Origin of the sequence: Verrucosispora sp. WMMD703 (assembly GCF_049178935.1) — a bacterium.
Lineage (GTDB): Bacteria > Actinomycetota > Actinomycetes > Mycobacteriales > Micromonosporaceae > Micromonospora > Micromonospora sediminimaris.
Genome location: NZ_JBMHMM010000004.1, coordinates 593,913 through 607,288, shown reverse-complemented (window position 1 = coordinate 607,288; position 13,376 = coordinate 593,913). Strand labels below are relative to the sequence as shown.

The 13,376-nt window shown below is 72.9% G+C and carries 15 protein-coding genes; 11 read left to right on the top strand and 4 right to left on the bottom strand.

The features are described from left to right. The first annotated feature begins 2 nt into the window (after positions 1 to 2). Genes ACN26Z_RS03390 through ACN26Z_RS03350 form a run of 9 tightly spaced genes read left to right on the top strand, consistent with a single transcriptional unit; the run spans position 3 to position 6,816 of the window. Positions 3 to 803 carry a ParA family protein gene (locus ACN26Z_RS03390; RefSeq protein WP_093403879.1) on the top strand — a complete coding sequence of 267 codons (801 nt, stop codon included), beginning with the start codon at positions 3 to 5 and terminating at the stop codon, positions 801 to 803. Then, entirely contained in the window at positions 793 to 2,325 is a 1,533-nt protein-coding gene (locus tag ACN26Z_RS03385; protein WP_093403877.1) for a CpaF family protein, read from the top strand. Before ACN26Z_RS03390 ends, ACN26Z_RS03385 begins: the two co-directional genes overlap by 11 nt. Before the next feature lie 4 nt (positions 2,326 to 2,329). Beyond that, positions 2,330 to 3,232, top strand: coding sequence for a type II secretion system F family protein (locus ACN26Z_RS03380; RefSeq protein WP_421459833.1), 903 nt, complete (start codon positions 2,330 to 2,332; stop codon positions 3,230 to 3,232). Continuing rightward, complete coding sequence (locus tag ACN26Z_RS03375; protein ID WP_093403876.1) at positions 3,229 to 4,092, top strand: type II secretion system F family protein; 864 nt, start codon at positions 3,229 to 3,231, stop codon at positions 4,090 to 4,092. Before ACN26Z_RS03380 ends, ACN26Z_RS03375 begins: the two co-directional genes overlap by 4 nt. Positions 4,093 to 4,116: 24 nt before the next feature. Beyond that, positions 4,117 to 4,320: a hypothetical protein gene (locus ACN26Z_RS03370; protein WP_093403874.1), complete on the top strand. Its 204-nt coding sequence runs from the start codon at positions 4,117 to 4,119 to the stop codon at positions 4,318 to 4,320. 3 nt (positions 4,321 to 4,323) lie between these two features. After that, positions 4,324 to 4,767, top strand: coding sequence for a TadE/TadG family type IV pilus assembly protein (locus ACN26Z_RS03365; RefSeq protein WP_093403873.1), 444 nt, complete (start codon positions 4,324 to 4,326; stop codon positions 4,765 to 4,767). After that, complete coding sequence (locus ACN26Z_RS03360; RefSeq protein WP_093403871.1) at positions 4,752 to 5,216, top strand: TadE/TadG family type IV pilus assembly protein; 465 nt, start codon at positions 4,752 to 4,754, stop codon at positions 5,214 to 5,216. Before ACN26Z_RS03365 ends, ACN26Z_RS03360 begins: the two co-directional genes overlap by 16 nt. Continuing rightward, positions 5,213 to 5,635 carry a pilus assembly protein TadG-related protein gene (locus ACN26Z_RS03355; RefSeq protein WP_396887208.1) on the top strand — a complete coding sequence of 141 codons (423 nt, stop codon included), beginning with the start codon at positions 5,213 to 5,215 and terminating at the stop codon, positions 5,633 to 5,635. The genes ACN26Z_RS03360 and ACN26Z_RS03355 overlap by 4 nt, the downstream gene beginning before the upstream one ends. 14 nt (positions 5,636 to 5,649) lie before the next feature. Further along, a complete protein-coding gene (locus ACN26Z_RS03350) occupies positions 5,650 to 6,816 on the top strand; it encodes a LysM peptidoglycan-binding domain-containing protein (RefSeq protein ID WP_421459832.1) in 1,167 nt (388 codons plus the stop codon). A 107-nt stretch (positions 6,817 to 6,923) separates the two neighbouring features. On the opposite strand, the gene ACN26Z_RS03345 is transcribed toward ACN26Z_RS03350, so the two are convergent. Beyond that, entirely contained in the window at positions 6,924 to 7,775 is an 852-nt protein-coding gene (locus ACN26Z_RS03345) for a Rieske (2Fe-2S) protein (RefSeq protein ID WP_093403867.1), read from the bottom strand. Between the two features lie 86 nt (positions 7,776 to 7,861). Between ACN26Z_RS03345 and ACN26Z_RS03340 the strand changes: the two genes are divergently transcribed. Next, positions 7,862 to 8,626, top strand: a complete 765-nt coding sequence (locus ACN26Z_RS03340; protein WP_421459831.1) for a crotonase/enoyl-CoA hydratase family protein — start codon at positions 7,862 to 7,864, stop codon at positions 8,624 to 8,626. A 45-nt stretch (positions 8,627 to 8,671) separates the two neighbouring features. On the opposite strand, the gene ACN26Z_RS03335 is transcribed toward ACN26Z_RS03340, so the two are convergent. Next, on the bottom strand, positions 8,672 to 10,150 hold the full coding sequence (locus ACN26Z_RS03335) for a dihydrolipoyl dehydrogenase family protein (RefSeq protein WP_093403863.1): 1,479 nt from the start codon (positions 10,148 to 10,150) through the stop codon (positions 8,672 to 8,674). A 128-nt stretch (positions 10,151 to 10,278) separates the two neighbouring features. Between ACN26Z_RS03335 and ACN26Z_RS03330 the strand changes: the two genes are divergently transcribed. Then, on the top strand, positions 10,279 to 11,091 hold the full coding sequence (locus ACN26Z_RS03330; protein ID WP_396887204.1) for a hypothetical protein: 813 nt from the start codon (positions 10,279 to 10,281) through the stop codon (positions 11,089 to 11,091). Here the strand turns inward: ACN26Z_RS03330 and ACN26Z_RS03325 are convergent. Next, positions 11,088 to 12,410 carry a cryptochrome/photolyase family protein gene (locus ACN26Z_RS03325; protein ID WP_421459830.1) on the bottom strand — a complete coding sequence of 441 codons (1,323 nt, stop codon included), beginning with the start codon at positions 12,408 to 12,410 and terminating at the stop codon, positions 11,088 to 11,090. The two genes, ACN26Z_RS03330 and ACN26Z_RS03325, sit on opposite strands and share 4 nt — an antisense overlap. Further along, positions 12,407 to 13,318 carry a phytoene/squalene synthase family protein gene (locus ACN26Z_RS03320; RefSeq protein WP_421459829.1) on the bottom strand — a complete coding sequence of 304 codons (912 nt, stop codon included), beginning with the start codon at positions 13,316 to 13,318 and terminating at the stop codon, positions 12,407 to 12,409. Before ACN26Z_RS03320 ends, ACN26Z_RS03325 begins: the two co-directional genes overlap by 4 nt. Positions 13,319 to 13,376 lie beyond the last annotated feature (58 nt).

Here is a 13,376-nt window from a genome sequence, read left to right as displayed (position 1 = left end):
GTATGGCGATCATCGCGCTGGTCTCGGCCAAGGGTTCGCCGGGGGTCACCACCACCGCGCTGGCCTGTGCGTTGAGCTGGCACCGGCGGCTGATCCTCGCCGAATGCGACCCGGCCGGCGGCTCCGTCCTCGCCGGCTATCTCGGTGGGGCGCTCGACGGGCCGCGCGGCATCGGTGAGCTGGCCGTCGGCGAGCTGCGCGACGGCAGTCTGGAGAGCGCATTCTGGTCGCAGCTGGTCGACCTGGACGCGCCGCGCCGGGAACGGCTGCTGCTGCCGGGCGTGGTCGACCCGGCCCAGGCCGGCAGCGTCACGCCGCTCTGGCAGCGGTTCGCGGACTTCTTCACCGGGTTGGAGCGCGGCGACCCACCGTACGACGTGCTTGTCGACTGTGGCCGGTTGCACGTCCTCGGTCCGCCCTGGCCGCTGCTGCGCGCCGCCTCGGTGGTGCTGGTGGTAAGTCGGGCGCAGCTGCCCGACCTGTCCGGCACCCGGGCCATGCTCCAGGCCATCGAGCGGGACTTCGCCGAGCATCGGGTGCCGTCGGGCACCCTGCGCCTGCTGTTGATCGGCGGCGGCCACGGCAGAAGCGAGGTCAGCAAGGCCCTTCAGCTGCCGGTGATCGCCCGGCTGCCGCACGATCCGCGTACCGCCGAGGTGTTGAGTCTGGGCGGGACCGTGCGGGCCACCCGACCGCTGTTGCGGGCGGCCCGCGAGCTGGAGGTGCCGATCGGCGCGCTGCTGGAACGGCGGCGGGCCCGGCTGGCGTGGCCCGTCTCCCAGGGAGTGCCGGATGCGATTTGAACCGGTCTCGTCCGACCCGCGCCGGCAACCACCGGGCGCCACCTCCACCGCCCCGCCGCTGCCCCCGGTCAACGGTTGGCACCAACCACCGAACGGGTCGGTGCCAGTCGCGACACCACCAGCGGCGCCGCCGCCCCGGCCACGGGTGGATTTCCAGGTGGTGCGCGAGCTGCGCCGGCAGCTCAGCGAGCGGCTCACCCGCTGGCAGCGTGGCCGCGAGTTCAGCGTCGCCGAGGAGGACACCGAGCGTGCCCGGCTCGCGGTCGAGCTGGTCGCCGAGTACGCCGACGCGGTGCGCCGCGCCGGCACGCCGATGGCCGCCGGCGAGGAGCGGCTGCTACTCGACCAGGTGACCGCCGAACTGGCCGGCCTCGGTCGACTTCAGACCCTGCTTGTCGACGACACCATCGAGGAGGTGCACATCCTCGGCTGTGACCAGGTGCGGATCACCCGGCACGGTGGTGGGGTCGACTGGGCCGACCCGATCGCGGACAGCGACGACGAGTTGGTGGAGATCCTCCAGGCGGCGGCCCGCCGGGCCGGCGCCACGGAACGCTCCCTGTCCACCTCGAAGCCCACCCTGGACCTGCAACTTCCGGACGGCAGCCGACTGGCCGCGGTGTTCCTGGTCAGTCACCGCCCGTACGCGGTGATCCGCAAGCACAACACCCTCGACGTGACCCTGGACGACCTGGCCGGTGGCCGGGGCGACCTGGACGAAATGATCGACCCGCTGCTGCGCGACTTCCTCCGGGCGTCGATGCGGGCCGGGTTGAACATCATGGTCGCCGGGCTGGCCGGCGCCGGTAAGACCACCGTGATCCGGGCGATGATGAGCGAGATCCCGCCGGACGAGCCGTACGTGCTGCTGGAGGAGAGTCGGGAGCTGCTACCGGCCCGCCGCGGCGATCGCCACCGGGCGGTGATGAGCTTCGAGGCCCGGGAGGGGCACGGCGAACGCGGGCCGGACGGTCGACCGGCCGGGGAGGTGAGCATCGCCGACCTGATCCCGGTCTCGCTGCGGATGGGCGTGCTGCGGATCATCGTCGGTGAGGTGCGGTCCCGGGAGATCGTGCCGATGCTCCAGGCGATGACCACCAGCCGGGGATCGATGTGCACGATCCACGCGCGAACCCCGGCCGGGGTGAGCGAGCGGATCATCGAGTTGGCGCTCGCCCACGGCCGCGAGATGACGGTCGACCAGGCCCGCCGGATGGCCGGCAATGCGCTCGACCTGATCGTCTACGTCACCGTCGACGACGAGACCGGCATCGGCGGGCGCAAGCACCGCTTCGTCTCGCACGTCGAGGAGGTACTGGGCGTCGGTGAGAGCAGCCGGATCACCACCACGCAGGTCTTCGGTCCCGGCCCGGACGGCCGGGCGGTCCCTCGACACCTGCCGGAACGGGTCCGGGACCAGTTGCTGCGGGTGGGCTACGACGCCCGGTTGCTGAGCCGCTGGATCGAGGCCGGCCAGGGTGCCTGGCGTCGGCCCCGGCAGACCCGACTCGGTCGGCGGTGAGCCGGTGCGTACGAACATCGAGCTGATCGCCCTGGTCTCGGGGGCGGCCTGCGTGGCCGGCCTGGTGCTGGCGGTCGTCGCGCTCGTCGGCACCCGCCGGCCGCCCGGCCGGGCACCCGGAGCGGGCCCGGGGCTCGGGCGGCTCTGGCGCGGCTCCGGCACCACGGCCCGTGAGCAGCGGGCGCACCAGGCGCTGCTGGTCGGCGCGCTGGTCGCCGGTGCGCTGGCCTTCCTGCTGACCGGCCTGCCCGTGGTGGGCCTGCTGGTGGCGGTGGCGGTGCCGGGCACCCCGTGGTTGTTCTCGGTCGGGCGGGCCGAGCAACGGGCCATCGCCCGGATCGAGGCGGTCGGCGAGTGGACCCGCCGGCTCAAGGACGTCTCCGCCACCGGGCAGGGGCTCCAGCAGGCGATCATCGGTACGGTCACCACCGCACCGGAGGAGATCCAGGAGGAGGTACGCCTGCTCGCCGCCCGGCTCCAGGCCGGTTGGCTGGCCCGCTCCGCCCTGCTTGCCTTCGCCGACGAGATCGGCGACCCGGTCTGCGACCAGGTGGTGGCCGCGTTGATCCTGCACCTCACCGACCGGGGTGAGCGCCTCGGCGACGTGCTCGGCTCGATCGCCTCGGCCGCCGCCGCGGAGGTCGCGACCCGCCGGGAGATCGAGGCCAAGCGCACCCAGCCCCGGTTCGCGGTCCGCTTCCTCACCGGGATGACGCTGGCCACCATCGCGTACGGGCTGCTCAACCGCGAGTACGTGCAGCCGTACGACACCCCGTTCGGTCAGCTGGTGATGGCGGTGCTCGGCGCGGCCTTCGTGGCGCTGCTGGCCTGGGTGCGGTCGATGAGCCAGCCGCCCCGACCGGCCCGTTTCCTGCCGGCACCCGACCCGAGCGAGGTGGTGGCGTGAACCTGCACCTCACCCTCGCGGTGGTGGCCGGTGCCACGCTCGGCCTGGGCGTGTTCCTGGTGGTCCGCGAGCTGGTTCCGGCGACTCCCGCGCTCGGCCCGGCACTACGCCGGCTGCACCAACCGCCGGGAAGCGCCCGCACCGGCCCCGCCGACCGGCGGCTGGACTGGCTCACCGGGATGGCCCGCTGGCTGCGACCCCCACACCGGCAACTGGCCCTGCTCGACCGCACCCCCGAGCAGTACGCCCTCTCCCTGCTGTTGTCCGCCCTGATCGGACTCTCCGCTCCGGCGCTGCTCAGCGTCACCCTCTTCACCGTCGGCGTCTCGCTGCCGCTGGCCGTACCGGTCCTGGGCAGCCTCGGCCTGGCGCTGCTCTGCGCGCTTGTGGCCCACCGGTCGGTGCTGACCAGGGCCGACACCGCGCGGGACGAGTTCCGTCAGGCGGTCTGCACCTACCTCGACCTGGTCGCGTTGCAACTGTCCGCGGCGCACGGTCCGGTGCAGTCGCTGGAGCGGGCCGCCGCGATCTGCGAGGGCTGGGTCTTCGACCGGATCTCCGAGGCGCTGCGGATGGCCCAGATGCAGATGCACTCGCCCTGGGACGAGCTACGCGATCTCGCTGACCGGATCGGCATCCCGGAGCTGGGCGATGTCGGCGCGATCATGCGCTCCTCCGGCAGCGAGGGCGCGCAGGTGCACGAGACCCTGCGCAGCCGGGCCGACTCGCTGCGCGATCAGATCCGCACCGACAACCTGGCCCGGGCCGAGGGGGTGACCAGCCGGCTCGACATCCCCGGCGCGCTGCTGGTCTTTGTCCTGCTCGGCTTCGCCATCTACCCGTTCCTGGCCCGCCTCTAGGCCGACCCGAGTGAAGGAGCCCCGATGTCCGTAATCACCTACCTGCACGTCGCGCTGCGGGCGCGGCTGGCCGAACTGCGCGGCGACCGTGGCGACAGCCCGGTGCCCACCGCCGTCATCATCTTTGGTCTGGTGGCCGTGGCGATGGCGGTGACCGCCGCCGCCCTCGGTGCGGCAAACGACTGGATGGACAACATCCCGGCCCACCAGGACCCGACGGCCGACTGATCGATGTCCCGTCGCCTCACCGCCGGCTGGTGCCGGGTGGTCGCCGCCACCCGGCACCGTCTGCTGCCCGGGGACGCCGAGCGGGGCGGCAATCCGGTCGAGCTGGCGGTGGCCCTGCCGGCGATCCTGGTGATGCTGTTCGCCTCGATCCAGGTCGCCGTCGTGTTCGTCGCCCGGTCGACCGCGCTCAACGCCGCGCAGAGCGGCGTCAACGCGGCTCGGCTCTACGACGCCCCAACGGGTGCCGGGGAGGAGCGTGCGGCCGAGTTCCTCCAGGCCGCCGGGGACTGGCTGGTCGACTGGGACGACCCGGGGCCCAGCTGCGCCGCCACGGACACCGACGTGAACTGCACGGTGACCGGCAAGGCCCTGTCGGTGGTGCCGGGCGTCAGCTTCGCCGTCCGGCAGACGGCACACGGGACGGTGGAACGATGGACCGAGCCATGAGCCGGGGTTCCGTCTCGATCGAGGTGGCGGTGCTGGCGCCGGCCTTCGTGGCGATGATGGTGCTGGGCGGGGTCGCCGGGCGTACCGCGGTGGCCAGCGCGGCGCTGGAGGCGGCCGCGCACGACGCGGCCCGGGCGGCGTCGATCTCCCGGGACGCCGCCACCGCCCGCCGGGAGGCCCGGGAGGCGGCCCGCCGCCAGCTCGACTGGCGGGGGGTGTCCTGCTCGGGGGCCCCTCAGGTGACCTTCCGCGGCGCGGTCGACGGACGGTCGACCTCCTTCAACCGTGCCTTCAGCAGCGACCTCGGGCAGAACGCCACGGTCACGGTCGAGATCGCCTGCACCGTCTCCTACTCGGACATCAAACTGCCGGCGCTGACGATGCCGGACGGACAACGGATCACCGCGTCGTTCACCTCGCCGCTGGACCGCTACCGGAGCCGGGGATGACGGCCGGGCGGGGCGACGCCGGTCGGGTGAGCATCTTCCTGGCCGTGGCCATGATCGGGGTGCTGGCCATCATCGGCATGGCGTTCGACGGCGCGGGTCAGCTGCGGACACTGCAACGCGCCGAGAATCTGGCCGCCGAGGCGGCCCGCGCGGGCGGCCAGGCCATCGACCGGGCCACCGCCATTGAGGGCGGACCCAAGCGGATCAACCGACGCGAGGCCCGCCGCGCCGTCCGGAGCTACCTCGCCACCGCCGGGGCCAGCGATCACACCGTGACCTTCCCGGTGGTCGACGGCGAGACCCTGATCCGGGTACGCGTCCAGGTCACCTACGACCGGGCGGCGCTCGGCCTGTTCGGCTTCTCCAACACCGTCACCGTCTCCGGTGAGGCGACCGCGCGGGCGCTTACCGGGTCCTAGGAAGGAAGGTAGCCATGGCCGCATCGGGTGGCACCGCCGTACGGCGGGTCGGTCGGGTGCTCACCGGTTTCGGTGCGCTGGTCGTGCTGATCGGTCTGCTGGTCGGCGGGCCGATCGCGCTGCTGGCCTTCGCCGGCAACCCGCTCCCCGACCACGTACCCACGCTCGCGGAGATCGGCACCACGCTTACCAGCCGCGACGACGGGCAACTCTTCCTGCGGGCGCTGGCCGTCGCCGGCTGGTTCGGCTGGGCCACCTTCGCCCTGTCGGTGCTCGTGGAGCTGGGCGCACAGGCACTGGACCGGCCCGCACCCCGGCTGCCCGGCATGGGCCGGCAGCAGCGGGCCGCCGCCGCGCTGGTCGGGTCGGTAGCGCTGATCCTCGCCGCCAGCCCCGCCGCCACGGCCGCCACCACGGCGTACGGCGCGACGGCATACGGCGGGGGCACGGCAACCGCCGTCGCGTTCACTCCGGCTCCCGCGATGGCGGCACCGGCGACCACCGGGCCAGCGGAAGCCGTGCGGGCGGATCGGCTCGGTGCCCCCGCCGACGCACAGGTCTACCGGGTCGCCAAGGGCGACTACCTGGGTGGGGTCGCCGACCGGTACCTCGACGACTTCGACGACTACCACCGGCTGGCCGCGCTCAACAAGCTGCGTGACCCGGACCGGATCCGCCCCGGCCAGCTCATCAAACTTCCCGAGGAGGCGCGTGACCAGGGTGCCCGGCCACACGCCACCGGCCGGCTCGTCGCACCGAAGCCCCGTCCCACCTCCGGGCCGGAGCGCACCGAGCCGACCCGGCCGGCACCGGCCAATCCGGGCGACTCGGTGGAACGGCCCGGTGAGGCGGCGGAACTACCCGGTGACCCGACCAAGCGACCGGCATCGGCCACCACCACACCGGCCAGTCCCGAAGGGCGGCAACCGGAGCCGGCCGAGACGCCCCAGGAGCAGGCACCGGTGGTGACAGTGGGCGCGGCCCGGGCCGGCGAACCCGATCGGGTGAACCGTCCGCTGGCTGTCTCCGCCGTGCTGGCCGTGGCCAGCATCGTCGGCGCGCAGATCGGCGCGGTGCTCGGCCTGCGCCGCCGACCGGCCATGTCCCGCACCGGCACCCGCCACCAGCCGCCCGTCACCCTTCCCCGCGAGTTGCCCATCGGCCGACACCGCAAAGACTGACACCTCGCAGCCGCACCCCACGTCCGTGATGTGTGGCAGTCGAAGTGGCCGACACGCCGACCACTGACCACCGTCACTGCCACACATCCGGTCGGTCGGCTCCCGGGTCAGGGCAGCCGGGCCTCCAGGCGGCCGTCGACTATCCGGGTCGGCAGGATCTGCTGGTCGTTCGGGGAGGGGCCGTGCACCACCTCACCGCCGTTGAGCCGGAAGGTGCTGCCGTGCCACGGGCACACCACGCACGCGTGCCCATCGATCTCTTGTACCTCGCCCTCGCCGAGCGGGCCGCTCTGGTGCGGGCAACGCTCCAACATGACTGTCACGTCGTCGCCGTGCCGGTAGAGGATCACCGATACGTCGTCGAGCTTGCGGGTGACGAGTTCCCGCTGCGGCAGGCTGGTCATCTCCGCGACCGGGTGCCAGCCGTCGCTGATCAGATGCAGGTCGGAGACGCTCACGTTCACCTGGGCACCCTGCTTGTACGCCAGGTGCCCGCCGAGATACGCCCCGGCACCTGCGGCGCTGAGGCCAAGCCACCCGAGGGTGCGCCCGAGTCCGTGCCGGCCGGAGAGACGGGCGGCCAGCGAGGCGCCGTACAGCGTCAGCCCGACGGAGTTCGACGCGGCGTGCACCAACCCGACCCGACGCTGGTCACGGGAGAGCCCCGCCCAGTCGTTGAGCCCGGCGACCGCCGCCGGCAGGGCGCTCAGCGTGCCGACTGCGGTCAGGGTGGTCGCCGCCCTCCGCTGACCGGGCATCAGGTCCAGCACCGCCGCGCTGATCCACGCGCCGACCGGCAACTGCACCATCGCCGGGTGCAACGGGTGGCCCAGCCAGACCCCGTGCAACAGGTCGCGGACCCGCTGCGGGCGCAGCACACTCTGCACGGTCTGCTGCAACCGGTCACCGAACCGGTCGAGGCCGGAGGCTTGCTCGATCTTCGTCAACAACGCTCGCACGAGTAACGACTTCCCGTCGTACGCGGCCGCAAACCGGTCGCCGGGGACGAATAGCCAGCCGGGCGACGCCGGGGCATGCTGACGGGATGACGGTACGGGTGGCCCGGAACGGGCCGGTGACCACGGTGATCCTGGACCGGCCGGCGGTCCGCAACGCGGTCGACGGGCCGACCGCCCGGGCGCTCGCTGACGCGTTCCGCGCCTTCGACGCGGATCCGGCGGCGGCGGTGGCGGTGCTCTGTGGCGCCGGAGGAACTTTCTGCTCGGGTGCCGACCTGACGGCGATCGGTACGCCGAGCGGCAACCGGGTCGAGCCGGACGGCGATGGTCCGATGGGTCCGACGCGGATGGTCCTGGGCAAGCCGGTCATCGCCGCGATCTCCGGATACGCGGTGGCCGGCGGACTGGAGCTGGCGCTCTGGTGCGATCTGCGGATCGCCGAGTCCGACGCGGTGCTGGGCGTCTTCTGCCGACGGTGGGGAGTGCCGCTGATCGACGGTGGGACGGTCCGGCTGCCCCGGCTCATCGGCGAGAGCCGAGCCATGGACCTGATCCTCACCGGGCGTGCCGTGCCGGCCGAGGAGGCGTACGCGATGGGGTTGGTCAACCGCGTGGTCGGCCCGGGCGAGTCCCGGGCGGCGGCCGAGCAGTTGGCCGCCGAGATCGCCCGCCACCCACAGACCTGCCTGCGCAACGACCGCGCCTCGGTCCTTGCCGCCGCCGCCCAGCCCGAGCCCGATGCCCTGGCCACCGAACTGACCTACGGCCTGCATTCCCTCGCCACCGACGCGGCGGCCGGCGCCGCCCGCTTCACCGCCGGCGCCGGCCGCCACGGCACCCCCGCCTCCTGACCTGCCGACCCTGCGGCGGGTAGCGGTGGAGATTGCGCTGCCGGGTCACTGTCCGAGATTGCGCAGCGCGTCGGAGATCGCCCGGTGGAAGGTCGGGTACGCGTAGATCATGTGCCGGAGCTGACTCAGCGGGACGGCCGCGTGCACGGCCACGACCAGGCCGGACAACACCTCGCCGCCGGCCGGTCCGGCCGAGGTGGCCCCGATCAACACTCCCTGGTCGGCGTCGGCGATGAGCTTGATGAAGCCGTCCTCGTCGGTCTTGTGGATCCAGCCACGGGTGGACGACGACAGCCGGGTGAAGCCGACCTGCACGTTGATTCCACGATCACGGGCCTGCTGCTCGGTGAGGCCGACCGCACCGATCTCCGGATCGGTGAAGGTGACCCGGGGCAGCGCCCGGTAGTCGGCGCGGGGCACCGATCCCGCCGAACCACTCGATCCGGTGGCGGCCAGCGAGCTGGCCACGCCGACCGCGCCACCGACCACACTTGCCGTACCGCTCGGGTCCGCGCCGCCCTGCGACCGCCGCATGTGGTCGAGCACGTCGGCGACCACGATGGACGCCTGATACATCGCGACGTGGGTGAAGGCACCCTCGCCGGTGACGTCGCCGACCGCCCAGATCCCCTCGGTGACGTGCAGCCGGTCGTCCACCGGCAGGTACCGCCCACCCGCGTCGACACCCACCGTGTCCAGCCCCAGCTCGTCCAGGTGGGCGCGGCGGCCGGTCACCACCAGCAGCCGCTCGGCGGTGAACACCTCGCCCCCGGTGCCGCGCAGGGTGAAGCCGGCGGCACCGTGCTCGACCCGAGCGGCCTTGACCCCGGTGTGGATCTCCACCCCGTCGGCCCGCAACGCGGCAGCCGCCGCTTCGGACGACTCCGGCTCCTCGACGGCCAGTACCCGGTCGAGCGCCTCGACCACGGTGACCCGTACGCCGAAGCGGGCGAACACCTGAGCCAGCTCCAGCCCGATCGCCCCACCGCCCAGCACCAGCAGCGACCCCGGCAGTTCCTCGACCTCGATCGCCTCACGGTTGGTCCAGTACGGGGTATCCGCCAGCCCGTCCACCGGCGGCACCGACGGTCGGGTACCGGTGCCCAGCACGATCCCGTGGCGCGCCTGGAAGACCTGGTCACCGACCCGCACCCGGCCCGGACCGTCGATCCGGCCACTGCCGCGTACGAAGCGCCCACCCTTGCCGGTGAACCGCTCCACCGCCACCCGGTCGTCCCAGTCGTCGGTGGCCTCTGCGCGGATCCGCTTCGCCACCTGCGCCCAGTCCGGGGTGACCTGCGCAGCGCCGCCGAGGCCGTCGACCCGGCGGGCCTCCGCGATTGCGTTCGCCGCCCGGATCATCATCTTGCTCGGGACACACCCCCAGTACGGGCACTCCCCGCCGACCAGGTTGCGTTCGACGCCGACCACTGTGAGCCCGGCCTCCGCGAGCCGACCGGCCACCTCCTCCCCGCCGACTCCGAGCCCGAGCACCACCACGTCCACCAGTTCCGGCTCCGCCATGCCGCCAGCATCGCGCACCGGCCCGCCCCCGGCCACCCGACCACGCCGTCCTCTGACGGATACCGGACCCGACCTGTCGGCCAGCTGGGATGCGATCGAAAAGTGACCGAAAGTAATATCCCTGGCTTGTGGAGCACGAAACGTCCGACGGTCCGACGGGGCGTTCCCCCGAGGCACCGGCCCGTTCCCGGGATCTCGCCAGCCTGACCGCCGACATTTTCACCGCCGCCGCCGGGTTCGTCGGCGTGGTGCAGGCGCTCCGCGCCGGTCCGCTCTGGGCACTGTGGGTCGCGCTCGGCACCCTTGCCCTCGCCGGCCTGCTGGCGTACCGGCTGCGGCAGCGGCGCTGGCGCGCGGCGGCGGTGAGCCTCACCGTCCTGCTGCTTCTCGGCGGGGGTGGTGCCCTGCTGGCACTGACGGGAGGTGGCGTCGAGCAACCGGCCGACACGCCCGCCGGCGCCGCGCCGGACGACGTGTCCCCGACCACGGCCAGCCGGTCCCCCTCCAGTGACCCGACGTCCGGCCCACGCACCGGCGATTCCGCCGAGCCGGTCGTCGATGATGCCGGCACCGTCGTCTTCAGCGACGTGGTGCAACTCGACAAGCAAACCGGAGTCGACCTGGACGACGGTCGGGCCGAACGCAGATACGTCCAGGACGCCACCGTCGATCTCTACCTGGACTGGGGGTATGTGCTCTACGGCAGCGCCCGGCACAGTCAGCTCCACGACGACAGCAACGCGGGGCCGGAGCAGGGGGCCCGCGATCGCTGCCGCACCTACCGGGTGGCCGGCCGGGACGGTGCCACGAGCACCTACATCGGCGGCGGCAACCAGCAGAAGTGCTTCACCACGTCGCAGGGCCGCCCAGGCTGGGTACAGGCGGTCAACAGCGTCGGCAACGGCGGGCTCCTGCTGAAGGTGACGGTCTGGGCCGACTAGCGCAACCAGACCGGGGGTTCGCCGGGTGGCGCCAGCGGCGGTGGGTAGTCGAGTGTGCGGCGCAGCGCGTCGGGCAGTCGCCACGGCTGGTGCACCGCCACGCCGGCCACCGACGCCAGCTCGGGCACCCACCGCCGCACGTACGCGCCGTCGGGGTCGTACCGCTCAGCCTGCCGGACCGGATTGAATCCCCGGTACGGCCTGGTGTCGTTGCCGGTGCCGGCGACCCACTGCCAGTTGCCCGAGTTGTCGGCGATGTCGCCGTCGAGCAGCCACCGGAAGTAGACCGCCTGCCCGTCCCGCCAGTCCAGCCCGAGGGTCTTGGTGAGGTAGCCGGCGGTGATCAGCCGGGCCCGGTTGTGCAGCCATCCCTGCGCCCGTAGCTGACGCATGCCGGCGTCCACGACCGGCAGGCCGGTGCGCCCCTCGGTCCAGGCGGCGAGGGCCTGCTCGTCGTAGCGCCAGTGCTCGGTCGCCCGACGGCGGTACGCCTTGCGGGGCAGGTCGGGAAAGGCGGCGGTCACCTGGTGGTAGAAGTCGCGCCAGCAGAGCTGCCGGACGAACGGGGACTCCCGGTCGTCGATCGCGTTGGCCACGGTCAGCGGTGACAGGCAGCCGAAGCGCAGGTAGGGACTGAGCCGGGAGGTGGCGTCGCCGGCCATGTCGTCGTGGCGGTCGCCGTAGCCCGTGACGTCGGGCAGCCACCGCGCCAACCGACGCCGCGCCTCGTCCTCTCCGCCGGTCACCACGTCCGGCGACTCTCCCGGCGGCAGCGCCGGGAGACGTCCGACCGGCACGCCGGCCGGCAACCTCACGGTCGCCGGTGCGGACAGTTCCTCCCGCCACGATCGCGCGCTCCACGCCCGGTGGTACGGACTGAACACCCGGTAGTGGTCACCGCCGCCCGGGGCCAGTTCCGCCGGCTCGACCACCGTCAGGCCGGGGAAGAACCTCAGATGCAGTCGGTGCCGGTCGCACTCGGCACGCAGGCGTTGTGCCCGGCGGGCCGCGAACCAGGAGACGTCGGCGGAGAGCGCGACAGCCTCGGCGCCCACCTCGCCGGCCAGCCGGACGGTCTCGGCCACCGGATCGCCGTGCCGCAGCACCAGGTCACCGCCGAGCGCACGCAGCGCCTCGCGGAGCGCGGCAAGACTCTGGTGCAGGAAGCGGGTGCGGTTCGGCGACAGTTCCGCGAGCGCGGGATCCAGCACATAGAGCGGCACCACGCGCTCGAAGGCGGCGCAGCTGGTCGCCAGTGCCGGGTGGTCGTGCACCCGCAGGTCGCGGGTGAACAACACGACGGCGGTACGCTCGCTCACCGCAGCCGCGGTCCGGGCACCGCCACCGGGCTGCCGGCCGGGGTCAGCAGGGCGCGGGTCGCCACCCCCAGCCGACGCCGCTGCGGGACGGTGGCGCGACGGGCGAAGACGTCGTAGTCCTGGGCGGCCACCTCGTCGAGGATCCCCCCGTAGAGCAGGTAGGCGGTGCGGATGCAGGCCTGCGAGGCGCCGTCGAGCAGCACCACGCCCGGCGCTGCGGCGAGGTAGTGCGCCTGGGCGCGGGTCACCTCGTACCGGATCAGTTCGCGCACCGGCCCGCTGGCCCGCCCGGCGGCGTGACAGGCCACCAGGTCGTCCCGGGTCACGCCGAAGGCAGCCAGGTCCTCGTCGGGCAGGTACGTCCGCCCCCGGGCCAGGTCCTCGCCGACGTCCCGGATGAAGTTGGTCAGCTGGAACGCGAAGCCGAGCTGCCGGGCGGGCTCGCGGGCCGCCGCCGGATCCGAGCTGCCCAGGATGGGCAGCATCATCGTGCCGATGACCGCTGCCGATCCCTCCATGTAGTCCAGCAGGTGCTCGTAGGTGCGGTAGGAGGTGACGGTCAGATCCATCGCCATGCTCTTGAGGAACGAGGCGAAGTCCTCCCGGTCGAGGTCGAAGACGGCGATGGTGTGCAGCACCGCCGGAAGCAGCGGGTCGGTCACCCGCGCGCCGTGCAGCCCGGCGACGAACCGTCCCCCCCAGTCGTCCAGCCGTGCCGCGCGCTCCGCCGGTGGCAGGGCGTCGGTCTGATCGACGATCTCGTCGGCGTAGCGGGTGAACCCATATAAAGCGTGCACATGCCGCCGTTTCCATGCGGGCAGCAGCCGAGTGGCGAGATAGTAGGTGCGGCCGTGGCGTCTGTGCAGCTCACGGCATCTGTCGTAGGCAGCGGCGAGATCCAGGTCCACCGGCCCCTCCTCTGATTCGACGCACCAATCGACGCAACTTGAGACCTTAGGGTACGCT

Excerpts from the sequence above, each read along its gene's own strand:
- ACN26Z_RS03355 (WP_396887208.1), top strand. The coding sequence starts at position 5,213 with ATGACGGCCGGGCGGGGCGACGCCGGTCGGGTGAGCATCTTCCTGGCC.
- ACN26Z_RS03390 (WP_093403879.1), top strand. The coding sequence starts at position 3 with ATGGCGATCATCGCGCTGGTCTCGGCCAAGGGTTCGCCGGGGGTCACC.
- ACN26Z_RS03360 (WP_093403871.1), top strand. The coding sequence starts at position 4,752 with ATGGACCGAGCCATGAGCCGGGGTTCCGTCTCGATCGAGGTGGCGGTG.
- ACN26Z_RS03340 (WP_421459831.1), top strand. The coding sequence starts at position 7,862 with ATGACGGTACGGGTGGCCCGGAACGGGCCGGTGACCACGGTGATCCTG.
- ACN26Z_RS03350 (WP_421459832.1), top strand. The coding sequence starts at position 5,650 with ATGGCCGCATCGGGTGGCACCGCCGTACGGCGGGTCGGTCGGGTGCTC.
- ACN26Z_RS03385 (WP_093403877.1), top strand. The coding sequence starts at position 793 with ATGCGATTTGAACCGGTCTCGTCCGACCCGCGCCGGCAACCACCGGGC.
- ACN26Z_RS03370 (WP_093403874.1), top strand. The coding sequence starts at position 4,117 with ATGTCCGTAATCACCTACCTGCACGTCGCGCTGCGGGCGCGGCTGGCC.
- ACN26Z_RS03365 (WP_093403873.1), top strand. The coding sequence starts at position 4,324 with ATGTCCCGTCGCCTCACCGCCGGCTGGTGCCGGGTGGTCGCCGCCACC.
- ACN26Z_RS03335 (WP_093403863.1), bottom strand. The coding sequence starts at position 10,150 with ATGGCGGAGCCGGAACTGGTGGACGTGGTGGTGCTCGGGCTCGGAGTC.